The 25,593-nt window shown below is 68.7% G+C and carries 11 protein-coding genes and 1 tRNA gene; 6 read left to right on the top strand and 6 right to left on the bottom strand.

Annotated features, from left to right (window positions below; translation table 11 throughout):
• Positions 1 to 70: 70 nt before the first annotated feature.
• Both ABID41_RS08230 and ABID41_RS08235 read right to left on the bottom strand, forming a co-directional pair.
• Positions 71 to 3,730, bottom strand: coding sequence for a hypothetical protein (locus tag ABID41_RS08230; RefSeq protein WP_331929232.1), 3,660 nt, complete (start codon positions 3,728 to 3,730; stop codon positions 71 to 73).
• Between the two features lie 14 nt (positions 3,731 to 3,744).
• The gene (locus ABID41_RS08235) at positions 3,745 to 11,784 is read right to left on the bottom strand and encodes an isopeptide-forming domain-containing fimbrial protein (RefSeq protein ID WP_331929230.1); all 8,040 of its coding nucleotides are present in this window, start codon (positions 11,782 to 11,784) and stop codon (positions 3,745 to 3,747) included.
• Positions 11,785 to 12,165: 381 nt separating this feature from the next.
• On the opposite strand from ABID41_RS08235, the gene ABID41_RS08240 reads away from it, so the two are divergent.
• The gene (locus ABID41_RS08240; RefSeq protein WP_331929228.1) at positions 12,166 to 13,263 is read left to right on the top strand and encodes an AraC-like ligand-binding domain-containing protein; all 1,098 of its coding nucleotides are present in this window, start codon (positions 12,166 to 12,168) and stop codon (positions 13,261 to 13,263) included.
• 204 nt (positions 13,264 to 13,467) lie between these two features.
• Here ABID41_RS08240 and ABID41_RS08245 read toward each other — a convergent pair.
• Positions 13,468 to 13,554 (bottom strand) — tRNA-Leu (locus ABID41_RS08245).
• A gap of 161 nt (positions 13,555 to 13,715) precedes the next feature.
• Between ABID41_RS08245 and ABID41_RS08250 the strand changes: the two genes are divergently transcribed.
• On the top strand, positions 13,716 to 14,681 hold the full coding sequence (locus ABID41_RS08250) for a complex I NDUFA9 subunit family protein (protein WP_331929226.1): 966 nt from the start codon (positions 13,716 to 13,718) through the stop codon (positions 14,679 to 14,681).
• Positions 14,682 to 14,689: 8 nt separating this feature from the next.
• Here the strand turns inward: ABID41_RS08250 and ABID41_RS08255 are convergent, their stop codons facing one another.
• Positions 14,690 to 15,490, bottom strand: coding sequence for an undecaprenyl-diphosphate phosphatase (locus tag ABID41_RS08255; protein WP_331929225.1), 801 nt, complete (start codon positions 15,488 to 15,490; stop codon positions 14,690 to 14,692).
• Between the two features lie 224 nt (positions 15,491 to 15,714).
• Between ABID41_RS08255 and ABID41_RS08260 the strand changes: the two genes are divergently transcribed.
• Positions 15,715 to 17,151 (top strand): NAD(P)-dependent oxidoreductase, encoded by a 1,437-nt coding sequence (locus ABID41_RS08260; RefSeq protein WP_331929223.1) that lies wholly within the window; start codon positions 15,715 to 15,717, stop codon positions 17,149 to 17,151.
• A gap of 4 nt (positions 17,152 to 17,155) precedes the next feature.
• The gene (gene gltB, locus ABID41_RS08265; protein ID WP_414695916.1) at positions 17,156 to 21,748 is read left to right on the top strand and encodes a glutamate synthase large subunit; all 4,593 of its coding nucleotides are present in this window, start codon (positions 17,156 to 17,158) and stop codon (positions 21,746 to 21,748) included.
• Between the two features lie 71 nt (positions 21,749 to 21,819).
• Here the strand turns inward: gltB and ABID41_RS08270 are convergent, their stop codons facing one another.
• Positions 21,820 to 22,998, bottom strand: coding sequence for a citrate synthase (locus ABID41_RS08270; RefSeq protein WP_354297408.1), 1,179 nt, complete (start codon positions 22,996 to 22,998; stop codon positions 21,820 to 21,822).
• A 76-nt stretch (positions 22,999 to 23,074) separates the two neighbouring features.
• Between ABID41_RS08270 and ABID41_RS08275 the strand changes: the two genes are divergently transcribed.
• Positions 23,075 to 24,157, top strand: coding sequence for a citrate synthase/methylcitrate synthase (locus ABID41_RS08275; RefSeq protein ID WP_354297409.1), 1,083 nt, complete (start codon positions 23,075 to 23,077; stop codon positions 24,155 to 24,157).
• 53 nt (positions 24,158 to 24,210) lie between these two features.
• Here ABID41_RS08275 and ABID41_RS08280 read toward each other — a convergent pair whose 3' ends face one another.
• Complete coding sequence (locus ABID41_RS08280; protein WP_331932459.1) at positions 24,211 to 24,954, bottom strand: HesA/MoeB/ThiF family protein; 744 nt, start codon at positions 24,952 to 24,954, stop codon at positions 24,211 to 24,213.
• A 52-nt stretch (positions 24,955 to 25,006) separates the two neighbouring features.
• Between ABID41_RS08280 and hslV the strand changes: the two genes are divergently transcribed.
• Entirely contained in the window at positions 25,007 to 25,591 is a 585-nt protein-coding gene (gene hslV, locus ABID41_RS08285; protein ID WP_331932458.1) for an ATP-dependent protease subunit HslV, read from the top strand.
• The last annotated feature ends 2 nt before the right edge of the window (positions 25,592 to 25,593 follow it).

Here is a 25,593-nt window from a genome sequence, read left to right on the forward strand (position 1 = left end):
GCGATGGCGTCAGGAGGGCGCCTGTCCTTTTCGCTGTTCGTGGCGTCGGCCGCCGGCGGAGGAACGGCGGCTAGTACCGTCCCACCGCATTGATGAAGAACCCTTTGTGATCGTAGTCGAAATTGGTCAGGTCGTCGGAGAACTCCGTGAAATTGTAGCCGACGCCGATCCGGACATTGTTGGTGAGGTCGCGGTCCACGCCGACCAGGAAGCCCTGCTTCACCCCGCCATCCTTGACGTCCAGCACGCGATACTCGGCCAGGGCATGCCACTTGGACAGGATGTCGTAACGCACCTGGGCGGCCGCGAAGGTGGTCGCCGAGTCGAACCAATCGCCCGAACCCCGGCCCATCCGCACCTCGCCCTCGCGATGGGCGATCTTGGCGGCCAGTTCCCAGCGCTGGTCGAGGCGGTGCACGCCTTCCAGGGAGAAGATCTGCGACTTCTGATCGTAGTCGGCCCCGCCTTCCTGGCCGATGGTCGCCAGGTCATAGAGGTAAGTATAGCGGCCGAAGAGGCCCCAGCGCGTGTCGTTCCAGGGCCGCCAGGCGAAGCCGAGATTGCCCTCGACGAACTTGGCCCCGGCCAGCGCGTTGATCTCGTCTTCCGTGTCCGAATAGTTGAAGCGCGCGGCGACCCGCCAGCTCTCGTTGATCTTGTGGGTGAGGCGGTTGGTGGTCACCCACTGGACGCGATGTTCGGCGCCGGTGTCGCGCCGCCACTCGAGCTTGCTTTGCCAGTCGGTGCTGGGTGAGATGCGGCCAAGGCTCGCGCTGACCGCATCGCGATCAACCACGCCGCCGAACTCGTTTCTGAGTTCGCCGGTCTGATAGGTAAGGCCCAGGTTCCAACCCAGCGCCGGATAGAAGTCCAGGCCATAGGTATGCGCCATGCCGGACTGGCTCGGCTCCTTCAGATACTCGCTCTCATTGAACAGATTGACCTGGTTCGACAGCCGCCAGCGCTGCCCCAGGGTCCAGCCATTGCGGTGGTTGGGGTTGAGCAGCGTGTCGTATTCCGCCGTGTCGGTGGAATAGGCGTAGGCGCCGTACAGTGTGTGGTCCGGCGCCAGGGCGTATTCGGCGCTCAAGGTCGCAGCGTCCCCACGATCCCCGGTGCTGACCTCGGCCCCGACCGACGACTGGTCGCCGAACAGATAGCGACCGCCCGCCAGCACCATGTCGTTGTCGCGATAGCGGCCATGATCGTCGTCGAGCGTCGCCTGGCCCTGGGCGTAGAGATCGAGCGCCGTGCCGATCCGCCGGGTGTACTTGATCGCGCCGAGCACGCCGGCGCCGTCGGCATAGGCGCTGTCTTCGGCCACGCGGCGGATTTCACCGGCAAGGCTGTTGGCGTCATCGATCCGCCAGTCGAGGCTGCCTTGCGCCTGGATCAGTGAATTGGGTCCGCTTTCGGCCTCGCTGTAGCGCGCATAGACTCCCAGGCTCGGCGTGATCTGGCCCAGCACCTCGCCGCCATATTCCGAAGTCGGCAGGCCGGTGTTGTAGCGGCTGGTCGAATAGCCGGCGCCCGTTTCGCGCCACCAGGCCGCCGCGCTCCAGTCCAGCGAGGTCCAGCCCAGCTCGGTCAGGTTGATCCGGCCCTCGAGGGACTTCGCCTCGCCCTCCTGCGGCCCAACGCCGCCGAGCTGTACGAAGTCGAAGCCGCCGTTGGTGGAGAAGAAGGTCGGCGTGGCGAGGGACTCGGTCCTCGCATATTCCGCCTTCAGATACGTCCCCTTGCCGGCCTGCAGAGTCAGGTCGCCGCCATAGAGGGTGTAGTCCTCGCCGGCCCGGTTCTCGTCCACATAGGTCGCGCCCACGCCGACATGGTCGCCGAACCACTTCTTGCCGCGGAAGCCGGCGGTGACCTCGTCGCTGTCGAAGCCGGAGGGAACCCACTCGTAATCGACGATCAGCCGCTGCTCGAACCCGTCGAGCGGGGCGTCGCGCGTGATCGAGGGGGCGTTCTCGCGGGTGATCTGGGCGAGCGGGCGCGTCAGGATGATGCGGCCCTGCAGATCGTCGAGCTCATAGTCGGCGCCGCGGACGAGTTGCACCCGGTTTTCGGCCCGGCCCGTGGTCCGGTCACGGATCTCCAGGAAGACCACTTCGGACCCCGGCAGCAGATCGGTATGCCGCAGGTAGTAGAGGCTGCCGCCGGTGCCGAGGAACTCGCTGTGTCCAGGCGCGCTTTGCGCCTGCGAACCGAACACCCGAAGCTCGGAGGCGGGATCGCCCCACAGGTTGGAGTCGTTGCTGCGCCAGCTCAGCGCAGCCCCGTACAGCGAGCGGACATATTGTGCGTAGTCCGTGCCGGTGAGGCCGGTCTGGTAGTTGCCCCACAGCGCCTGGTTCTTGTCCCAGTCAACGCGCAGGTAGAACCGTCCCATGGTGTCGACGTCGCGATAGGTCGTCGAGTCGTCGCCATAGATCGGATAGTAGAGGTCCGGATCCAGCCGGCGGAAGACGTCCTGCGGATCGGCCTTTCCGAAGCCCTTGAACAGGTCACGCAGGTCGCGCTCGGTGGTGTCGGCTTGCGCCGTGACCAGATACCGGCCCTTGAGCTTGGACTTGAGATAGAAGGCCAGCCGGCCGTCGGTAAGAATGTCGTCCTCGTAGCGGGAGTCGCCCGCAAAGGGCTCGACCGAACCTGAGATGTCGTTCTGCGCGATGGTGATGTCAGCGATGCCGACGCCGAAGAAGTAGCGTCCGGTGACATCCACATCGAGCCGGTGGTGCTGGAGCGCCTCGCCACCCTCGCCCGTCAGGGCGATGTCGAAGCTGTGTCGGCCGATCGGGCTGAGATACTCGGCGACGAACTTGCGTTCGAGATCGACGGGATAGGACTCGCCGTTGATCGTCAGTTGCTGGTCCGGCGGCAGATTGCGGCCCTGGATGCGGATGCGCGAACCGTGGATGGCGATGTTCTGCTGACGCAGGCCGTTGCCGCTGAACACGTCGTTGAGCAAGTTCTGAGTCCGCGCCTGCTCGGTGGTCAGCGCCGTCCCCATCGTCCGTTCGACATCGTTGCGCAGGAGCTGGTTGCTGCGCGCCACATCCTCCGGCCGCACCAGCTGCAGCGGCTTCGAATAGGTCTCGTCGAAGGCGCCGTTCTCGCCATAGGCGCGCACCACATAGGTGAGCTCGTCGCCAGTGCGGAACCGGTATTTGCTCGAAAGCGCGCCGTCCCAGGTGACCTGCGCGACCGCCGCCACATCGACCGGGATCGTCGCCAGCGGCTCGATCAGGTCGGCGTCGGTGCTGCGATAGACGGTGATTTCGAGCCGGCTGATGAAGCCGGGATAGTTGTTGCGCACGAAGAACTGCACCGGCTCGGTGATCTTCGTCCCGTCGTAGGCGACCATCGACGGCGCTGAGACCGACAGTTCCGGCTGGCCGAGATTGGGGTCTTCGGTCGCCCAGATCACCCCGCCGTTCGGCAGCGAGACCGAGAACTTGCCCAGCGCCGTCGCCTGGCCGGCCTGTTCCGCGGCGATCGTCACCCGCCGATCGGGCGCCAGGGCCTCTGACGATGAGCCCGCGTCGGTTCCGGCGGTCACCTGGCGTGACGAGCTACGCGTGCGCAGCTTGAAGAGGACGCCCTCCGCGTCCGCACACTGGTCCTGCGAGCAGTCGAGCCGCGCAGTTCCGCTCTCCTGGGCAAGCGCCGACACCGAGGTGCTGGCCATCAGGCTGGCGAGGGTGAGCTTCAGTAGTTTCTTTTGCATGGTCCCGCGCCCCCTCACCGACGCTGCTCATTGGCGGGAGGCGTGGGGTCGCTCTCGACGCGGACCCTTGCTCGTATGTTCGGAGGAACTCTGGCGGCGAGGGCGTCATAGACCGCCCGCGCGCGGCGCATGCCGAGAGCGGTGTTGTAGTCGAACGAGGCGCGCACGTCGGTGTGACCGACGATGGTGACGACGCCCCCGTCCTGCTGGACGATCCAGGCCGCGACCTTGTCGAGGACCGGCGCGAACTCCGGCCTGATGTCGGACTTGTCGGTGTCGAAGAGGACTGTGCCGAGCAGGGCGCCGCCCTCGTCCACCCCGACCAGCATCGACGCCGGATCGTCGGCCTTTGCGCGCGCGACGACCGTGAGGTTGCGCGCGGCCTCCGGTTCGACCTTGGCCAGCAGCGCGGTCCTGACGGCGTTCGCCCGGGCCAGCGCCTCCTCGCCATTGGCGTCGATGACGACCTGGCCGCCGCGATGCTGGCGCACCGTCTCCGCCATCTTGTCGATGACCGGCCGGTAGCGGTCGTCCACCTCCGCGCTTCCCGGCGCGAAGATGACCCGGCCGAGATCGAGCTCGACCTCTTCGGCCCGGCCCTCGATCAGCGCGACCGGCAGCTTGACGCCCCAGTCGAAGCGGACCGGCAGGCCAGGCGTCGTACGCCGTAGGAGCGGGTTGTCGGTGGTGAAGACCGCACCGGCCGGCAGGGTGGCCGGGTCGACCTTCAGGATGAAGTTGCGGCCGCGCTGGGCGTCCCCGCCCGGAACGCCTTCCAGGTGATAGCGGCCGAACTGGTCGGTCTCGACGATGAGGCCTTCGACCGAGGCGATCCGCACCCCAGGAATGCCGCGCTCGTCCACGCCCTCGTTCTCGATGACATAGTCGACCACGTAGCCGCCTTCGGCCTGCGCGATCCTGCGCTCGACGCGCGGCTCGGCCTGGTTCAGGCCCTTGGCCGCCTCCCCGCCTTTCTCGATGCGGGTGCGTCCTTCGGCGTCCATGCGGACGGTCACGCCCTGAGCGCTGGTGAGGACGAAGTCGTCGGTGAAGGTCGGGCTGCTGAGCTTCTGGCGGATGACGATCCGGTGGCTTCCAGCGCCGTCGGCCTCGGACTGCCGCGCGCCGAGATCGCCAAGCTTGAGCCCGTTGGGCAGCGAGGCGTTCGGATCGCCGCCCATCCCCTCGCCGCGGTCGATGGCGGTCGATCCCGCGACATAGGCCTCGGGCGCAAAGCCGCCCTGGACCTTCAGGCCCGAGAGTGCGGCGCTGTCCTGCCAGCCATCGCCGTCGCGATCGTCAAAGACCGTACCGAAGATCAGCGTGTCGTCGATCAGCGGATCGCCCACCAGCTCGACCTGGGCGGTCGCGGCGTTGGAAACCGGCCGCTCGTCCACCGAGACCGTCTGAGCCTGGTTGGTATGGACGCCTCCGCGGACGCCGGCGCCGACACGCATCAGGTAGGTGAGCGTCGCGGTCTTGCCGACCTGGACGTCGATCCCCTGGAACCGCACCGGCCGCTGGCCGGAGATCGTCGCGGCATTGTCGCCGTCGACCACCCGCAGCGAGCCCTCGACATAGGTAAAGCCCGCGGGCGGCGTGTCGATGACCCCGCCATCGACCAGGTCTCGCTCACCGACGTTCTCGACCGACAGCGTGTAGCGAACCAGATCGCCAATCTTCACCTGGCGCACCGCCGCGGTCTTCACGAGGCGGATCTGCATCAGGTCGACCGTGAGTTCGACGGCGCAGTCGACGCACTCCGGCGCTGACGCTCCGCCGCCGCCGGTCCCGGTGACGAGGTTGCGGACCGTCTCGCCGGCGTTCTCGTTGATCATCGCGCTGTAGGCGAGGCGATGGACGCCGACCGGCGTGCCGGCAGGCAGGGTGCAGGTCACGGTCGCGCCGCCGGCGACGCAGCCGGCCGGCAGGCTGGTGATGGTCAGCCCCCGATCGGGCGTATCGACCAGCACCAGCGGCTCGGTGGTCGCAGCATCGGTCACGGTCGCGACGAGCGCGTAGTTGATCGTATCGCCGATCCTGACCGTCCCGCCCGGAGCCGGGTCGGAGGTCTTGGAAAGGCGGATCACCGGCGCAGCCACGGTGGTGCTGGTGCCGCAGTTCTCCACGCAGTGGGGGTTGTCGACGCCGGTCCCGACCACGGCGTTGTCCACCGTGCCCGAGGCCTGGCCGTTCACCGTGGCTGTGTAGGTGACGCTGTAGGCGCCAGGCTCGGCGCCCGCCGGCAGGGTGCAGACCAGCGGACTGGCCGCGTTGCAGGTGAAGGCTCCGGCGCTGGTCACCGCCGTGAAGTCGAGGCCCGCGCCCAGGGTGTCGGTGAGCGTCACCACGTCGGTTGTGGCGGCGTCGGAAACCGTCGCCGTCAGCGTATAGGCGATGACCTCGCCCGCCTTCACCGGCCCGGCCGTGCTCGCCGTCTTGGCGTAGACCACGTCCGGCGCAGCAACGATGCTGCTGGTTTCGCAGGCCCCTGCGCAGGTCGGCTTGTCCGGGCCCGAGGCGACCACCGCGTTAAGGACGGTGTCCTTGGCCTGGGCGTTGACCGTGGCGGTGTAGCTGACCGCATAGGTTCCCGGCGCCGCGCCGGCCGGCAGGGTGAAGCGCACCACCGGCGCGCCCGAGGCGTCGACGCCATAGGCGCCGGCGCTGGTCACAGCGGTGAAGTCCAGGCCCACGCCGAGCGTATCGGTCAGCAGGACCGTGTCGCTGGTGGTCTTGGCGTTCGCGACCGTTGTCGTCAGCGTATAGGTGATGACGTCGCCGGGCTTCACCGGCCCAGTCACGTCCGCCTTCTTGCTGTAGGTGACGCTCGGCGCAGCGACGATGTTGCTCGTGTTGCAGCCGCCGTCGCAGGTCGGCTTGTCGATGCCCGTGCCGACCACGGCGTTGGTGACGCTGCCGTTGGCCGACGCATTGACCTTGGCCGTGTACGTCAGGCTGTAGGCGCCCGGCGCCGTGCCGGCCGGCAGGGTGCAGACCAGCGGGCTCGCGCCGTTGCAGGTGAAGGCCCCCGCGCTGGTCACCGCCACGAAGTCGAGGCCCGCGCCCATCGTGTCGGTCAGGGTCACGACGCTCGTGGTCGGCGCATCGGCGACCGTTTCGGTCAGGGTGTAGGTCAGCACGTCCCCGACCTCGACCGAGGCCGGCGCGGAGACCGTCTTCCGGTAGCCGACCACCGGCTCGGCGACCTTCGTCTCGGTGCCGCAGGCCGTGGTGCAGGTTGGCTGATCCGTGCCGGAGCCGACGACGGCGTTGGCCACCGTCTTGCTCGCCTGGTCATTGACCGTGGCCGTGTAGGTCACGGGATAGACGCCCGGCCCCGTTCCGGCCGGCAGAGTGAAGCGCACCACCGGCGCGCCCGAGGCGTCGACCGTATAGGCGCCGGCGCTGGTCACGGCGGTGAAGTCCAGGCCCGCGCCCAGGGTGTCGGTCAGCAAGACGGTGTCGCCGGTGGTCTTGGCGTTCTTGACCGTGGTGGTCAGGGTGTAGGTGATGACGTCGCTGGCCTTCACCGGCCCAGCCGTGCTCGCGGTCTTCGCGAAGACCACGTCCGGAGCGACCAGGATGGTGGTGGTGTTGCAGGTCCCATCGCAGGTCGGCCCGTCGACGCCGGATCCGACCACCGCATTGGTCACGCTGCCGGTGGCCGAGGCGTTGACCGTCGCGGTGTAGCTGATGCTGTAGACGCCCGGCGCCGTACCGGCCGGCAGAGTGCAGGTCAGCGGGCTGGCGCCGTTGCAGGTGAAGGCCCCGGCGCTGGTCACCGCCGTGAAGTCCAGGCCTGCGCCGAGCGTGTCGGTCAGGGCCACGACGTCGGTGGTCGGCGAATTGGCGACTGTCGCAGTCAGGGTGTAGGTCACGACGTCGCCGATCTCGACCGCGGCGGCCGAGACGCTTTTCTTATAGGTGACGCCCGGCCCGACCGGCGTTGTCGTACCGCACGCGTTGGTGCAGGTCGGCTTGTCCGGGCCCGAACCGACCACGGCGTTGCTGACCTCGTTCCCCGCCTGATCGTTGACCGTTGCGGTATAGACGACGGCGTAGGTCCCAGGGCCGGTTCCGGCCGGCAGGGTGAAGCGAACCACCGGCGCAGTCGAAGCATCGACGGTATAGGCGCCGGCGCTGGTCACCGCCGTGAAGTCGAGCCCCGTTCCCAGGGTATCGGTGAGCAGCACCGTGTCGCCGGTGGTCTTGGCGTTCGCGACCGTGGTGGTCAGGGTGTAGGTGATGACGTCGCCCACCCGCACCGGCCCGGCCGTGCTGGCCGTCTTGGCGAAGTGGACGTCCGGCTCGACCACGGTCGTGCTGGTGGAGCAGGTCGTCTCGCAGGTCGGCCCGTCGGTCCCGGTGCCCACCACCGCATTGGTGACAGCGCCTTCGGCCGCCGCATTGACCGTCGCGGTGTAGGTGAGGCTGTAAGTCCCCGGCGCCGTGCCGGCCGGCAGGGTGCAGACCAGCGGGCTGGCCGCGTTGCAGGTGAACGGACCGGCGCTGGTCACCGCCGTGAAGTCCAGGCCGGGACCCAGGGTATCGGTCAGGGTCAGGACCCCCGTGGTCGGGGCCTTGGTGACCGTCGCCGTCAGCGTATAGGTCAGGACGTCCCCAGCCTCGACCTCGGCGCCGGGGGCCGAGACGCTTTTCCCGTAAGTGACGGCCGGACCGTCGACCGGCGTCTCGGTGCCGCAGATCGTGCAAGTCGGCTCATCCGGCCCCGAACCGACCACGGCGTTGGTCACGGAGGTCTTGGCCTGGGCGTTGACCGTCGCGGTGTAGGTGACGGGGTAGGTCCCCGGCCCCGTCCCGGCGGGCAAGGTGAAGCGGACCACCGGCGCGCCCGAAGCATCGACGGTATAGGCGCCGGCGCTGGTCACGGCGGTGAAGTCCAGGCCCGCGCCCAGGGTGTCGGTGAGCAGCACCGTGTCGCCGGTGGTCACCGAGTTCTTGACCGTCGTGGTCACGGTGTAGGTGATGACGTCGCCCGCCTGCACCGGACCGGCGGTGTTCGCCGTCTTGGTGAAGGTGACCGCCGGCTCTGTCACGGTGGTGCTGGTGTTGCAGGTGGCGTCGCAGGTCGGATTGCCCCCGCCCGTCCCGACCACCGCGTTCGTCACCGCGCCGCTGGCCGAGGCGCTGATCGACGCGGTGTAGGTGAGGCTGTAGGTCCCCGGCGCGGTTCCGGCCGGCAGGGTGCAGACCAGCGGACCGCCCCCTTCGCAGGTGAAGGCTCCTTCGCTGGTCACCGCCGTGAAATCGAGCCCGGCGCCCAAGGTGTCGGTGAGGATCAGGTCGTCGGTCAGCGCCGAGCCGGCGACCGTAGCGGTCAGGCTGTAGGTCAGGACGTCGCCCGCCTTGACCTCGGCGGCCGGGGCCGAAACGCTCTTGTGATAGGTGGCCGCGGCACCTTCGAGCGGAGTGCTGGTGGTGCAGCTTGCGCCGCAGGTCGGCTCGTCGGGGCCTGTGCCGATCACCGCATTGGTGACCGCGCCGCTCGCCGAAGCGTTGACCGTCGCGGTGTAGGTGAGGCTGTAGGCGCCGGGCGCTCGGCCCGCCGGCAGGGTGCAGACCAGCGGACTGGCGGCGTTGCAGGTGAAGGCCCCCGCGCTGGTCACCGCCGTGAAGTCGAGCCCGTCCCCGAGCGTATCGGTGAGGGTAAGGGCCCCGGTGCTCGCCGAGTTGATGATCGTGGCGGTGAGCGTATAGGTCAGGACGTCGCCGACCTTCACCGTCGCGGCCGGGGCCGAGACGCTCTTCTGATAGGTGACGCCGGCCTCTGCGACCTTGGTGGTCGTACCGCAGCCGGTGGTGCAGGTGGGCTGGTCGGTTCCCGAGCCGACGACGGCGTTGGCCACCGTCCCGCTCGCCTGGTCATTGACCGTCGCCGTGTAGGTGACGGGGTAGACGCCCGGTCCCGTGCCCGCCGGCAGGGTGAAACGGACGATCGGAGCGCCGGAGTCGTCGACCGTATAGGCGCCGGGGCTCAGGACGGCCGTGAAGTCCAGGCCCGTCCCCAGGGTGTCGGTCAGCAGGACCGTGTCCCCGGTGGTCTTGGCGTTCTTGACCGTCGTCGTCAGGGTGTAGGTGATGACATCGCCCGGCGACACCGGCCCGGCCGTGCTCGCGCTCTTGCTGTAGATGATGTCGGACGCAACGAGGGTGGTGCTGGTGTTGCAGGTCCCCGAGCAGGTCGCGCCTGTGCCGACCACGGCATTGGTCACCGCGCCTGCGGCCGAGGGGTTCACCGTCGCGGCATAGGTCAGGGTATAGAGTCCGGGCGCCGTCCCGACCGGCAAGGTGCAGGTCAGCGGACTCCCCGCGTTGCAGGTGAACGCTCCCGCGCTGGTCACCGCGGTGAAGTCGAGCCCCGCGCCCAGGGTATCGGTGAGCGTGACCACGGCCTGGGTCGCCGAATGCATGACCCGCGCCGACAGGGTGTAGCTGATGACGTCGCCGATCTCGGCGTTCGTCGCATTGGTGCTCTTGCTATAGGTGACCTCCGGCGCGACCGGAGTGGTGACGCATTGCGCCGATGGACAGGTCGGCGTCACGCCGCCGGTGGCCTTCGCGATATTGCGTATCTGTGTCAGCCCCGCCGGCAGCGGGCTTTTCACGGCCACGACGACGTTGAGGTTCAGGGAGCCCCCGGCCGGCACGCCGAGGCCCGACCACGTCACGTTGCTTCCAGCCGACACGCCGTTGACCGTGGCGCTGACGAAGCTGGTGTTCGGATCCAGCGTGTCGGTCACGCCAAAGGCCGTCGCCGCCACCGTGGTGGGGTTGGTCAGCGTGATCCGATAGGTGAGGTTCTCGCCGGGCTCGGCGAAGCCATCGATCGATCCGCTCTCGGAGAGCAACTGCTTGGCGACCGTTACAAACGCATCGGAGTCGGTCGCCGTGTTGTTGGCCATGTTGGAGTCGAGCGCCGTGGCCGGCGGCGTGACGGTCGCCGTATTGGTCAGCACGCCCGTCCGGCCGGCCGGGATCTGCAGCTTCATGGTGAAGGTGACCGTGGCCCCCGCCGGCAGGTTCACCGACCGATTGACGATCGCGCCGCTGCCGCTCGCCGTTCCGCAAACGCCGCCGCCGGTGGCCGCGCCGCAGGTCCAGGTCGCGGCGGTGATTCCGGTGGGCAGCGGATCGTTGACCAGCGCGCCCTGCACGCCGAACGGCCCGTTGTTGCGCACGACGATGCTGTAGGTCGCAGTCGTCCCGGGCAGGTAGAAGGTCTTGTTGTCGGTCTTCGTGATCGACAGGTCGGCCCCGAACTGCAGCGCGGAACTGAAGCACTTGGCGGCGTCGTTGTTGCCGCTGACCGGCGAACCGGAAATCAGCGTGGTGGCGCCGTTTGCTGGATTGATCTGGAAAAAGCCGCCGGTGTTGTTGACCCCGAAGATGCCGTTCGAAGCGCTGACCATCCCGCCGAACGTCTGGGTCGACGGGCCCTTCACCGTCACCTGACCGTTTGACGGATTGATCGTGTAAAGAACGTTGTTGTCGTGCGCGTAGAGCAGCCCGTTGTACCAGGCGAGGTCGGCGGAGGCGCGCCCCTGCGACATGGTGATCGCCGTCGCGACCCTGGTCGCAATATTGACCCGATAGATCACGGGATTGGTGTCGGTGAACTTGAGGTAATAGAAGCCGTCGGCCCCGATCTCGCCGGAGTTGGGCGCGCCCGGGCGCGCGTTGATGTTGCCGCCGGTGATATCGCCCATGACCTGGACGCCGCCGCCCGCGCCGATGCGCAGGAGCTGGATGTTCTCGCCCGGCTGCCTGTTCACGCCGTAGATGAAGTTGTCCGCCGGACGATAGGCGATGGCGTTGTAGGTGACGCCGGAAGCCGGGCCGACAGCCGGATAGGTGAAGGGGTTCGTCGTCGTGCTGACACGGAACAACTGCGTCGGCGAGTTCTGGGCGAGATAGACCTGGGGGCTGCAGTTCGGGAACGGCGTCTGCTGCGCGCGCGCCGCCGGCGCGAAGATCAGGAACTGCAGGACGACGAGGCTCGCGACCAGAAAGGAGGCGAGGCTCGATCTCACTTCTCCGGTGACACGCTCCAGGACCGCAAACGGATCTGTCCCTGCGGCCTTACCGCAAGTTGCGCTTGTCGCGTCCATCGTTCCCTCCCCCAAAGCACGACCGACGAAGGGCCCCGCTCGCCGCTCAGTTGAGTTTGCTAAGAGGTCGGATCCAGCGGCGGTACGTTGCGCCGTAAGGGCCGAGAGCCTTGCCGCGTGGACGGCGGACGCCGCCCAACTCAACTGAAGGCGTTGTTTGGCACGGCTACGCGCAGCGCGCTTGTCCAGGCGTCTCATAAATGACGACGCGCCGTCTCATCGCGTGCTGCGTTACAAAATTATACTTTAACGCGAACTCCAAAATAGCTAAGGCGAAGCTGTGGGGTGGCGTAGGGGTCAGTAGTGCAGGCGGGCTTATTTCTTTCGACGGAGATGGTCGCCGAGGAGCAGCGTTCCGAATTCTGGCGCGAAATAAGTCGGCCGATTTTCGACCTGTTGCCGATCAACGAAGAAAAAGAAGATCTAAAGGGTTGTGTTCACGCATACACCCTTGGCGAACTGATCATCTCTTCAGTACAGTTCAATCAACAGAATTACCTGCGCGACAGGCGGGCCATCGTTCACAGCGGTCTGGACCATTATCTTCTTCAGGTCATGACCGGCGGCTCGCTGGTCGCCGACTGCGACGGCCTATCTGTAGTTGCGCGCCCAGGCGATATCTGGCTGTTCGACCTTGCTAGGCCGTATCGCTGCAATGCCGAGGCCGGATCACGGATCACCCTTGCCGTGCCCCGGGAACCGATCGACCGGGCGAACGGCGGCCGAAGCGCCCACGGCATGGTTCTGCCGGGTGCGGACCCGCTGACCGGCATGCTCCGCAGATACCTTGTGGATCTGCACGAGACGATGGACCGCATCGGGCCGGACGACCTGGCGGCCATGGAGACCGCCACGATCGAGCTGGTGTCCTCCATCACGGGCCGCCGACCATGGAGCGAAGGCCGCCAGTCCTCTTCCGTCGACCGCATCCGCGCTCGGATGTTCGAGTTCATCGACGCCCACATCGGCGATCCGCAGCTCGGCCCGGAGTTGCTGATGCGGCACTTTCAGATGTCGCGGGCCCACCTCTACCGGTTCTTCGCCGAGTTGGGCGGGGTCAACGCGGTCATTCGCAACCGCAGGCTGGACGCCGCCCTCCGGACGCTCAAGCGCCCTTCGCCCAGCCGGCGGACGATCACCGACCTCGCGCTCGAGCTCGGCTTCGCCAACAGCGGCCACTTCACCCGCGCCTTCACCAGGCGCTTTTCGGTCTCGCCCAGCGGCGTGCGTCCAGGCGTCTGGCTCCCCGACGGAGACGGCGGCGCAAGGCGCCTGCAGACCCACCTCGCATCGCAAATTCGGACCTGGAACGATCGCACCGCCCTGCCGACGAACGCCGTCGACGCGGAAGCTCTGATCGATGTTCCCGACCCCGCCGTCATGCAGGCCGAACACATTTGAGAACGAGCTGACCCGTCTCGCCGCCTCGCTCCGATTCACCCACCCCACGAAGGGGACGGAAAAATCGCAAGTGATCAGTGTGTCATCGCGGTTTCGGCCGTAGGCGCCGACCACCGGCTGCCTGCGCTCAAACAGCATCGGGTCAGCCGCGCCAAGAAAAGCACGCTCGCTACTCTATCGATGATCTTGGGATGAAGCACTCGATGGTGCCCAGGAGAGGACTCGAACCTCCACGACCTTTCGGCCACTGGCACCTGAAGCCAGCGCGTCTACCAATTCCGCCACCTGGGCCCGATCCGCTAGGACCGCGCGAGGCGCGTCTTCTAGGGCGCCGCCTTTCCGGGGTCAACGCCCCCTCGCGCATTTTGTGACGAAGATTGCGACGACCGTCGCCATCGTCTATCGGGAGCCACTTCGGACCCACTTTGTTTTCTTATACGCGGACGCAGGACATGCAGGATCTGGTCACAGTCTTCGGCGGATCGGGCTTCATCGGAACCCAGATCGTCAGGGCGCTGGCCCGGCAGGGCCTGCGGATTCGCGTCGCGGTGCGCCAGCCGCACCTGGCCCACACCATGCGGTTGATGGGCGATGTCGGCCAGATCGAGGTCGTCCAGGCCAATGTCCGCAACGAGGCTTCGGTGCGCCGCGCGCTCGACGGGGCCCAGGCCTGCGTCAATGCGGTCGGCATCCTGTTCGAGGCGGGCGCCCAGAAGTTCAAGTCGGTGCAGGTCGAGGGCGCGGCCAACGTCGCCAAGGCCGCCAGGAACCTGGGCGTCGAACGCCTGGTGCACATCTCGGCCATCGGCGCGGACGCCAACTCCTCTTCGGAATACGCCCGCACCAAGGCGCAGGGCGAAGAGGCCATCCGCGCGGCCTACCCCGAGGCGGTCATCATTCGCCCGTCGGTCGTGTTCGGCCAGGGCGACGGCCTGTTCGAGAAGTTCGCGGAGATGGCCGCGGCGAGCCCGGCGTTGCCGCTGATCGGCGCGGCGACCCGCTTCCAGCCGGTCTTCGTCAGCGACGTGGCCCGCGCAGTGGCCGCGGCGGTCCTCGACCCCTCGGCCGCCGGCAAGACCTACGAGCTGGGCGGTCCGGGCGTCTTCACCATGCAGCAGGTGCTGGACCTTGTGCTGGCCGAGACCGAGCGCCGCCGCATCCTGGTCCCCCTGCCGTTCGGGATCGCCAAGCTCATCGGCGCGCTCTGCCAGCCGCTGGCCCTGCTGACCGTCACCCCGCCGATCACCGCCGACCAGGTCGAGCTGCTGAAGCGGGACAATGTCGCCAATCCGGCCATGCCGGGCCTGGCCGAGCTGGGCGTCACCGCCCCGATCACGGTCGAGGCGGTCCTGCCGACCTACCTCTACCGCTTCCGCAAGGGTGGCCAGTTCGCCGATCAGGCGATCACGACCGCCTGATCGCTCGATCAGTAGAAATAGAGGACGCCCAGGCCGATCAGGCCTGCGGCGATCCGCCACCAACCGTAGGGCGCCAGGCCGAAGCGGTTGATGAAGTCGAGCATGGTCTTCACCACGACCAGGCCCGAGACGAAGCTGACCACGAAACCCACCGCGATGATGCCGAGGTTGTCGCTGGTCAGCACGTCCTTGTTCTCCCAGAAGTCCAGGACGAAGGCCCCGACCATGGTCGGGATCGCCATGAAGAACGAGAACTCGGCCGCCGCGCGCCGATCGACCCCGATCAGCACCCCCCCGACGATCGTCGCCCCTGAGCGCGAGACGCCCGGCACCATGGCCAGCACCTGGCAGAAGCCCATGCCCAAAGCTCGCTTCCAGCTCATGTTCATGGCGTCGTCCTCCTTGGGCTGAGGCGCCCAGCGGTCGACGGCCAGCAGGACGAACCCGCCCAGGATCAGCATCACGCAGATCAGGCCGATGCTCTCGAACAGCACGGTCTTGATGAAGTCGTGCGCCACGAAGGCGATCGCCATCGAGGGCAGCACCGACAGGATCACGCTGGCGGCGAACCACCGCGCCTTGGGGTCGCTGGGCAGGCGGACGAACACACCCCACAGCCTTTGAAAATACAGCACCACGACGGCCAGGATCGCGCCGAGCTGGATCATCACCGAGAAGGTGTCCCAGAAGCCGCTGGGCAGGCCGAGCAGCTTCTTGGTCAGCAGCAGGTGCCCCGTGGAAGAGACTGGAATGAACTCCGTCAGGCCTTCGACGAGCCCGAGGATGACGGCGGCGATCCAGTCCGACACTGGCGACTCCATGGTGATGAGGTGGGTTAGCAAGGGCGGGGAACAGGGTAAATTTCCAGTTCATCCCGAAAGTGGACTATTTGAGGGACTAGTCCCTTCAATCGCCGCCAAAATGGCGTGGCTCACGATTCATTTTGTCCATGAATTTTACCATCATATTTCGCGCCCCCTATTAGACGGCTATTGAGCCCCCGCCTGACACATGGGCGTGGAGGTTTTGCGGCATGGCCGAGCGGATGCTGAAATTCACGACGGTCGTGCGCACGACGCCGCAAAAGCGGGCGGCCGACGCCCGCTCGGGCGACTTCCATGAGATCTATGCGGACTTCATCGACGCCAAGGCGGCCGAGCAGGCTTCGCGCTGCTCGCAGTGCGGCGTCCCCTTCTGTCAGACTCACTGCCCGCTTCACAACAACATCCCCGACTGGCTGCGGATGACCGCCGAGGGCCGGGTGCAGGAGGCCTACGCCCTCTCCCAGGCCACCAACTCGATGCCGGAGATTTGCGGCCGGATCTGCCCGCAGGATCGCCTCTGCGAAGGCTCCTGCACCATCGAGCAGTCGGGCCACGGCACCGTCACCATCGGCGCGGTCGAGCGCTACCTGACCGACAAGGCCTGGGAGGAAGGCTGGGTCGAGCCGCTGCGCACCGGTCCCGACCGCGGCCTGTCCGTCGGGATCATCGGCGCCGGGCCGGCCGGTCTCGCCGCCGCCGAACGCCTGCGTGAAGCCGGCTACGCCGTCACCGTCTACGACCGCCACGACCGCGCCGGCGGCCTGCTGATCTACGGCATTCCCAGCTTCAAGCTGGAAAAGGAGGTGGTCGAGCGCCGCACGCGCCGCCTCGCCGAAGGCGGGGTCGAGTTCAGGCTCTCCTTCGAGGTCGGCCGCGACGCCTCCCTGCCGGAGCTGCGCGCCCGCCACGACTCCATCCTGATCGCCACCGGGGTCTATGCCGCCCGCGAGCTGGTCGCTCCCGGCGCCGGCTCGGCCGGGGTGACCGCGGCCCTGGACTATCTGATCGCCTCCAACCGGGTCGGGCTGGGCGACGACGTGCCCGAGTACGCCAGCGGGGAACTGAACGCCGAAGGCCGCGACGTCGTGGTGGTCGGCGGCGGCGACACCGCCATGGACTGCGTGCGCACCGCCGTTCGTCAGGGCGCGAAGTCGGTGACCTGCCTCTATCGCCGCGACCGCGCCAACATGCCCGGCTCGGCCCGCGAGGTCGCACACGCCGAGGAAGAGGGCGTTGTCTTCGAATGGCTGGCCGCGCCTCGCGCCGTCCTCGGAAAGGCCGACCGCGCCGATGGCCTGCGCGCTGTCCGCATGCGCCTGGGCGCGCCCGACGCCAGCGGCCGCCAGGCCCCCGAAGAGGTCGAGGGCGGCGACTTCGACCTGCCCGCCGGCCTGGTCATCAAGGCCCTGGGCTTCAATCCGGAAGACCTGCCGAACCTCTTCGGCGCCCCCGACCTCGGCGTCTCGCGCTGGGGCACGGTCAAGGCGGACTTCAAGACCATGCAGACCAGCCTCGAAGGCGTCTTCGCCGCCGGCGACATCGTCCGCGGGGCGTCGCTGGTCGTCTGGGCCATCCGCGACGGCCGCGACGCCGCCGACGCCATCCACCAATACCTCTCGCAGCGCGCGCTGCTGGCCGCGGAGTAAGACCATGAGCGATCATTTCTCCCCCGCTCGTCGCGGCGCTTCGGCCTCCGCCGCGGTGGGCAGAGACCTCGACCGGTATCTGCAAAACCGCGAGTTGCTCGCCGCCGCCCACGCCTACTCCCCCGCGGACGAGCGCGACGCCTGCGGCGTCGGCCTGGTCTGCGCGGTCGACGGCAAGCCGCGTCGCGAGGTGGTCGAGCTGGCCATCCGCGCGCTGAAGTCGGTCTGGCACCGCGGCGCGGTGGACGCCGACGGCAAGACCGGCGACGGGGCCGGCATCCTGCTCTCCGTGCCGCAGGACTTCTTCTCCGACCAGGTGACGCGCATCGGCCATGTCCTGCGCCCCGGCCCGATCGCCGTCGGCCAGGTCTTCCTGCCGCGCAACGACCTCTCGGCCCAGGAGTCGGCCCGCACCATCGTCGAGGCCGAGGCCCTGCGGTTCGGCTTCTATATCTACGGCTGGCGCCAAGTGCCGGTGAACACCGCCGTCATCGGCGAGAAGGCCAACGCCACCCGCCCCGAGATCGAGCAGATCATGCTCTCGCCGCCCGCCGGCCTCTCGGGCGAGGCGCTGGAGCGCGCCCTCTTCCTCTGCCGCAAGCGGATCGAGAAGCGCATCGCCGCCGCCGGCATCCAGCACTTCTACCTGTGCTCGTTCTCGGCCCGGCAGCTCATCTACAAGGGCATGTTCCTCGCCGAGCACATCGACGCCTTCTATCCCGACCTCTGCGACGAACGCTTCGCCGCGGCCGTGGCCATTTTCCACCAGCGCTATTCGACCAACACCTTCCCCGAATGGCGCCTGGCCCAGCCCTTCCGGATGCTCGCCCACAACGGCGAGATCAACACCAAGAAGGGCAACGTCAACTGGATGAAGTCCCATGAGATCCGGATGGCGGCCGACGCCTTCGGGGAGATGGGCGACGACGTGAAACCGGTCATCCAGGACCCGCACGGCTCGGACTCCATGGCGCTCGACAACACCTTCGAGGTGCTGGTCCGCGCCGGCCGCGACGCGCCGATGGCCAAGGCCCTGCTGATGCCCGAGGCCTGGAACGCCCGCTCCGACGAGCAGATCAAGCCCGCCCACAAGGCGCTCTACGCCTACTGCAACTCGGTGATGGAGCCCTGGGACGGGCCGGCCGCCATCTGCGCCACCGACGGCCGCTGGGTCGTGGCCGGCAAGGACCGCAACGGCCTGCGCCCCCTGCGCGTCGCCTACACCGAGGACGGCCTGCTGATCATGGGCTCCGAGGCCGGCATGTGCCGGGTCGAGGAAACCCGCATCGTCCGCAAGTCCCACATCTCGGCCGGCCGGATGGTCGCCGTCGACCTGGCCGAGGGCCGCCTTTACGGCGAGGACGAGATCGTCGACGAGCTCGCTGTCCGCCACCCCTACGACCAGTGGCTGGGCAACATGGTCGACCTGGAGAAGCAGATCGCCCCCGGGCCCGAGCCCCGCGCCTACAGCCGCGAGGAGCTGGTCCGCCGCCAGGTGGCCGCCGGCCTCAGCCTGGAGGACATCGAGCTGATCCTCGCCCCCATGGTCGAGGAGGGCAAGGAAGCCGTCGGCTCGATGGGCGACGACACGCCGCTGGCCGTGCTCTCCGAGCAGTACCGGCCGCTCTCGCACTTCTTCCGCCAGAACTTCAGCCAGGTGACCAACCCGCCGATCGACTCCCTGCGGGAGACCTCGGTCATGAGCCTGAAGACCCGGTTCAAGAACCTCGGCAACATCCTGGCCCAGGACGAGGCTCAGACCGACGTCTTCGTGCTGGAAAGCCCGGTGCTCACCACCGGCATGTATCAGCGCATCGTCGAGATCATCGGCGAGAAGAGCGTCGCGGTCATCGACTGCACCATGCCGATCCCGGCGGCCGAGAGCCGGCCGGGCGATGCTTTGCGCGCCAACCTCGACCGCATCCGCGCCGAGGCCGAGGACGCCGCCCTGCGCGGCTGCGCCACCATCGTCCTCACCGACGAGGCCAGCGGTCCAGGTCGCCTGGCCCTGCCGATGATCCTCGCTACCGGCGGCGTGCACTCCTCCCTCGTCGCCAAGGGCCTGCGCTCCTACGTCTCGCTGATCGTCCGTTCGGCCGAGTGCCTGGACACCCATTACTTCGCGGTGCTGGTCGGGGTCGGGGCCACGGCGGTGAACGCCTATCTCGCCCAGGAAAGCTTCCAGGACCGCCTCGACCGCGGCCTGGCCGGCGACCTGTCGCTGCGCGACGTCTGCCTCAACTACAAGCACGCCATCGAGGGCGGCCTCCTGAAGATCATCGCCAAGATGGGCATCGCGGTGATCTCCTCCTATCGCGGCGGCTACAACTTCGAGGCCCTCGGCCTCTCCCGCGCCCTGGTGGCCGAGTTCTTCCCCGGCATGCCCTCGCGCATCTCCGGCATCGGTCTCGCCGGCCTCGAGGCCAAGGCGCTGGAGCTGCACCAGAAGGCCTGGGGCGCGGCCGCCATCTCCCTGCCGGTCGGCGGATTCTACAAGTCCCGCCACTCCGGCGAGAGCCACGCCTTCGAGGCGCGGATGATCCACACCCTGCAGCGGGCCTGCGAGACCGGCGACTACGCCGCCTTCAAGGCCTATTCCGCCGGCATGCGGCGGATGCCGATGATCCAGCTCCGCGACCTCCTCGACCTGCGCTCGACCGAACGGCCGCTGAGCACCGACGAGGTCGAGAGCGTCAACGAGATCCGCAAGCGCTTCCTCACCCCCGGCATGAGCATGGGCGCCCTCAGCCCCGAAGCGCACGGCGTGCTCAACATCGCCATGAACCGGATCGGCGCGAAGAGCGTCTCCGGCGAGGGCGGCGAGGACCCGGCCCGCTACATGCCGCTGCCCAACGGCGACAACCCGAACTCGGCGGTCAAGCAGATCGCCTCGGGCCGCTTCGGCGTCACCGCCCAGTATCTCAACGAGTGCCGCGAGATCGAGATCAAGGTCAGCCAGGGCGCAAAGCCCGGCGAGGGCGGCCAGCTACCCGGCTTCAAGGTCACCGAGCTGATCGCCCGCCTGCGCCACTCGACCCCGGGCGTCATGCTGATCAGCCCGCCGCCGCACCACGACATCTATTCGATCGAGGACCTGGCCCAGCTCATCTACGACCTCAAGCAGATCAACCCGGAAGCCCGGGTCTGCGTGAAGCTCGTGGCCATGACCGGCATCGGCGCCATCGCCGCCGGCGTGGCCAAGGCCAAGGCGGACGTCATCCTGATCTCCGGCAATGTCGGAGGCACCGGCGCCTCGCCCCAGACCTCGATCAAGTACGCCGGCGGCCCCTGGGAGATGGGCCTCTCCGAGGCCCATCAGGTCCTGACGCTCAACAACCTGCGCCACTCGGTCCGCCTGAGGGCCGACGGCGGCATGCGCACCGGCCGCGACATCGTCATCGCCGCGATGCTGGGCGCCGAGGAGTTTGGCATCGGCACCGCCAGCTTGATCGCCATGGGCTGCATCATGGTCCGCCAGTGCCATTCCAACACCTGTCCGGTGGGCATCTGCACCCAGGACGAGGACCTGCGGGCCAAGTTCTCGGGCAGCGCCGAGAAGGTCATCAACCTCTTCACGCTCATCGCCGAGGAGGTGCGCGAGATCCTGGCCGGCCTCGGCTTCCGCACCCTGAACGAGATCGTCGGCCGCACCGACCTGCTGCAGCAGGTCTCCCGCGGCGGCGAGCATCTGGACGACCTCGACCTCAACCCGCTGCTGGTCAAGGCCGACCCCGGCCACCACGCTCCCTACTGCACGGTCGAGGGGCGTAACGAGGTGCCCGACACCCTGGACGCCCAGATCGTCCGCGACGCCGCCCCGCTGCTCGAGCGCGGCGAGAAGATGCAGCTCACCTACACGGTGCGGAACACCGCCCGCGCCATCGGCTCACGCACCTCCTCGCACATCGTCCGCCGCTTCGGCATGGACGGCCTGCCGCCGGGCCACCTGACCGTCCAGCTCAAGGGCTCGGCCGGCCAGAGCCTGGGCGCCTTCGCCGTCCAGGGCCTGCGCATCGAGCTGACCGGCGAAGCCAACGACTATGTGGGCAAGGGGCTCTCCGGGGCGACCCTGGTGATCCGTCCCTCGCCCCACCTGGCCGCGCCGCAGGCCAACGCCATCATCGGCAACACCGTCCTCTACGGCGCCACCAGCGGCAAGCTGTTCGCCGCCGGCCGGGCCGGGGAGCGCTTCGGGGTCCGGAACTCGGGCGCCAGCGCCGTCGTCGAGGGCTGCGGGACCAACGGGCTGGAATACATGACCGGCGGCCGGGCCGTGGTGCTGGGGCCGGTGGGCTTCAACTTCGCGGCCGGCATGACCGGCGGCATGGCCTATGTCCTCGATCCCGAAGACCGCCTGCCGACCATGCTCAACCGCGATAGCGTGCTCATCCAGCGGATCGGGACCCTCCACTGGGAGGCCGAGTTGAAGGCCCTGGTCGAGGAGCACGCCCGCGAGACCGGTTCGGTCTTCGCCGCCGACATCCTGCGCGACTGGGACCGCCACCTGCCGAAGTTCTGGCAGATCGTGCCCAAGGAGATGGTCCACCGCCTCGACAAGCCGCTGGCCGAGGAGGAGGCCGTCCACCACCGGGCCTGAGGCCCCCCTCTCCAATCGTCATCCCCGGCCGCGTGAGCGTGCCCGGGACCCGTACGCGCGCCGGCTCGATACTATTCAGGCTCAACCCCGACATAGCGGGCGCGCGGCCGGATCAGCGCGCCGGTCTGCTCCTGCTCGATGGCGTGAGCGATCCAGCCGGCGCAGCGGGCGATGGCGAACAGCGCGAACGGCGCGTCCTCCGGCAGCCGCAGCGCCTTGGTCATGGCCACAAGGGCGAAGTCCACATTGGGCGGCAGGCCGGTGATGTTGGCCACCGCCGCCTGCAGCCGGGCCATCTCCGGCGTCGGCGCGAACCTCGCCAGCAGGGCCTGGGCGCGCGGGTCGCCCTCCGGATAGAGGTTGTGGCCGAACCCGGGGATCGCCCGGTCCTCGGTCAGGCGCGCCGCCACGGCCGCCCTGGGCCCTGCCGGCTGAGCCGCATCCCGCGCCAGGCCCTGCACCGCCGCAGCCGCGCCGCCATGCCGCGGTCCCGACAGCGCCGAAAGCCCAGCCAGCGCGGAGGCCGCCAACGAGGCGCCGGTGGAGGCCGCCACCCTGGCCGCGAAGGTCGAGGCGTTCAGCTCATGATCGGCCAGCAGCACCAGGGCGCGCCGGATCAGGTCCGCGCCCGGGCCGCCCGGACCGAGGCCCCAGGCCAGGGCCAGCCGGTTGGCGATCGCCCCACCGCCCACCTCGCCGGCCACGGCGTCGGTCAGCACGTCCAGCAGGGTCGCAGCCTCCACCGCCAGGGCCAGGGGGTTGCGGCCGCGCGCCGGCGGATCCTTCCCCGCCTGGATGGCCAGGGCCAGGAACGCCCGCGAGCGCATGTCCGGCCCCTCCGGCGGCCGCGGCCGGTCGGTGCGCTTCAGCGCGGCCCCATGCCCGCCCCGCAGCAGCCGGGCCACCGCCTCCAGCGTCTCGGTCTCGGCGAGCTCCACCGCGTCGCGGCCCCGATAGAACAGCCGCCCGCCCGAAATCGTGGTGATGGCCGAGGCGAGCACCGGCTCGCCCCAGGCGATGGCCCCGGCCGCCACGTCCGAGACCTTGCGGCTGCGGCTCTTGCGGGCGGCCAGGGCCGCGATGTCGGCGGTGCGATAGAGGCTGCGACGAGGGTCCGCCGGATCGGCGCGGACCTGCACTCGCCCCCGGCTCACATAGGCGTAGAGGGTCTGCGGCCGCACGCCCAGCCGCGCGCGGGCCTCCTCGGCGGCGATCCATTCCGGCTGTCGGGCTGCGGCTTCGGCGGTCATAGGTTGATTATATTGATCAAGATTGACGCAAACAGCGTGGAGGCAAATATCGCGGCGAGCAACAGGAGATTTAGCCATGTCCGATGGCCTTGAAGACGTCGTCGCCGCCAACACCGTCCTCTCCGAAGTCGATGGTCAGCGCGGCGTGCTGATCATCCGCGGCCACTCCCTGGACGAACTGGCCGGCCGCACCCGTTTCGAGGAGGTCGCGCGTCTGTTGTTCGACGGGTTCTTCGACGACCTGCCGGCGGACCTGGCCCCGGGCCTCGCCGCCGCCCGACGCGAGGTGTTCGCCGAGGTCAGCGCCCTCGACACCGGCCTTCTCGACCGCAACCCGGTGGAGGGGATGCGCGCCCTCACCGCCCGCCTCGCCGACGGCGACGATCTGGCGACCGCCCTGCGCCTGCTGGCCGCGCCGGCGGTCTTCACCGCAGCCGTCGTCCGCGCCCAGGCCGGCCAGGCCCCGGTGGCGCCCGACATCTCCCTCGGCCACGCCGCCGACATCCTGCGGATGCTGAGCGGCAAGGCGCCGAGCGCCCAGGAAGCCGCCGCCCTCGACACCTACCTCGTCACCGTCAGCGACCACGGCCTCAACGCCTCGACCTTCGCCGCCCGGGTCATCGCCTCGACTCGCGCGGGCCTCACCTCGGCGGTGCTTGGCGGGATCAGCGCCCTGAAGGGTCCGCTGCATGGCGGCGCCCCCGGTCCGGTCATCGAGATGCTGGACGAGATCGGAACGCCGGGCCAGGCCCGCGCCTGGATCGAAGCGGCGCTGGCCCGCGGCGACCGGCTCATGGGCTTCGGCCACCGCGTCTACCGCGTCCGCGACCCCCGGGCCGACGCCCTCAAGGCCGCCGTCCGCCGCCTGGACGACGGCGCGGGCGCGCGCCCCGGCCGCATCGCCTTCGCCGAAGCTGTGGAGGCCGCCGCCCTCGCCATCCTCAAGGAGCACAAGCCGAACCGGCCGCTGGACACCAATGTCGAGTTCTACACGGCCCTGCTGCTGGAGGCCCTCGACTTCCCGCCCTCGGCCTTCACCTGCGTCTTCGCCATGGGCCGCGTCGCTGGCTGGATCGCCCACGCCCGTGAACAGGTCGCCGCCGGACGTCTGATCCGCCCGCAATCGGTCTATATCGGCCCGGCCCCACTGGCGGCGTAAGGCAAAGCGCCGACAGATGCTCCTCCGTTGGGGGAGCATCTGTCGGCGCCAAACTACCCGTGGCTCCCACACACCGGGCATTCCGGGTCGGCCCCGATCCGTACCGTCCGGCTCTCCCCGCTGAGCCCGTCATAGATCATCAGCCGCCCAGCCAGCGGATCGCCGGCCCCGGCGATGAGCTTGATCGCCTCCAGCGCCATCATCGACCCGATCACCCCGGCCAGGGCGCCGACCACGCCCACGGCGACGCAGGTTTCGGCCTCCGGGGGAATCTCCGGCACCAGGCAGCGATAGCAGGGCCGGCCGCGGAACACGCCCACCTGCCCGGTCCAGCGCCCGATCGCGCCGGAAACCAGGGTGCGCTCGTGGCGCACGCAGGCCTCGTTGACCGCAAAGCGGGTGGCGAAGTCGTCGGTGCCGTCCAGCACCAGGTCCACCCCGGCCACCAGCGGCCCGACGTTGCACGGCTCCACGTGCACCGGCGCGCAGTCCACGTGCACGTGCGGGTTCAGCGCCCGAAGCTGGTCGGCCGCGGCCTCCACCTTGCGCCGCCCGACGTCGTCGCTGCGGAAGATCACCTGCCGCTGCAGGTTGGAAGTGTCGACCACGTCGGCGTCGGCCAGCACGATCCGCCCGATGCCGGCCGCGGCCAGATAGAGCGAGGCCGGCGCGCCCAGGCCCCCTGCCCCCACGATCAGCGCGCTGGCCGCCTTCAGTCTCTGCTGCCCCTGGCCGCCGACCTCGCGCAGCACCAGGTGGCGGGCGTAGCGTTCGACCTCGTCGTCGGTAAAGCTCATCGACTGTCCGTCCATTCCGGGCGCGTCAGGGGCCTGCCTGGTCGCACCGCGCTTGACCTTGTCCGCCCCCCTGGCCACATCGAGAGCCATGACGACAAGCTCGAACTTTCCAGATTGGCACGGCACCACCATCCTCGCGGTGCGCAAGGGCGGCAAGACCGTGATCGCCGGAGACGGCCAGGTCTCCATGGGCCAGACCGTGGTCAAGGGCAATGCGCGCAAGGTCCGCACCCTGGCCGGCGGCAAGGTGGTGGCGGGCTTCGCCGGCGCGACCGCCGACGCCTTCACCCTGATCGAGCGACTCGAGGCCAAGCTCGAGCAATATCCCGACCAGCTCGCCCGGGCCTGTGTTGACCTCGCCAAGGACTGGCGGACCGACCGCTATCTGCGCCGGCTGGAGGCCATGCTGCTGGTGGCCGACAAGGAGTCGATCTTCACCGTCACCGGCGTCGGCGACGTGCTCGAGCCGGAAACCGGGGTCGCGGCCATCGGTTCGGGCGGCAACTACGCCCTGGCCGCGGCCCTGGCCCTCGCCGACACCGACCTTTCCGCCGAAGACGTGGCCCGCAAGGCCATGGCCATCGCCGCCAAGATCTGCGTCTACACCAACGGAGAACTCACGGTTGAGAGCCTCTAACG

This window comes from Phenylobacterium koreense, from assembly GCF_040545335.1.
GTDB lineage: Bacteria > Pseudomonadota > Alphaproteobacteria > Caulobacterales > Caulobacteraceae > Phenylobacterium > Phenylobacterium koreense.

What these genes read in the sequence shown, in the direction of transcription:
- ABID41_RS08230 (WP_331929232.1), bottom strand. Translation starts at nt 3,730, where the DNA reads ATGCAAAAGAAACTACTGAAGCTCACCCTCGCCAGCCTGATGGCCAGC.
- ABID41_RS08250 (WP_331929226.1), top strand. Translation starts at nt 13,716, where the DNA reads ATGCAGGATCTGGTCACAGTCTTCGGCGGATCGGGCTTCATCGGAACC.
- ABID41_RS08260 (WP_331929223.1), top strand. Translation starts at nt 15,715, where the DNA reads ATGGCCGAGCGGATGCTGAAATTCACGACGGTCGTGCGCACGACGCCG.
- gltB (WP_414695916.1), top strand. Translation starts at nt 17,156, where the DNA reads ATGAGCGATCATTTCTCCCCCGCTCGTCGCGGCGCTTCGGCCTCCGCC.
- ABID41_RS08270 (WP_354297408.1), bottom strand. Translation starts at nt 22,998, where the DNA reads ATGACCGCCGAAGCCGCAGCCCGACAGCCGGAATGGATCGCCGCCGAG.
- ABID41_RS08275 (WP_354297409.1), top strand. Translation starts at nt 23,075, where the DNA reads ATGTCCGATGGCCTTGAAGACGTCGTCGCCGCCAACACCGTCCTCTCC.
- ABID41_RS08280 (WP_331932459.1), bottom strand. Translation starts at nt 24,954, where the DNA reads ATGAGCTTTACCGACGACGAGGTCGAACGCTACGCCCGCCACCTGGTG.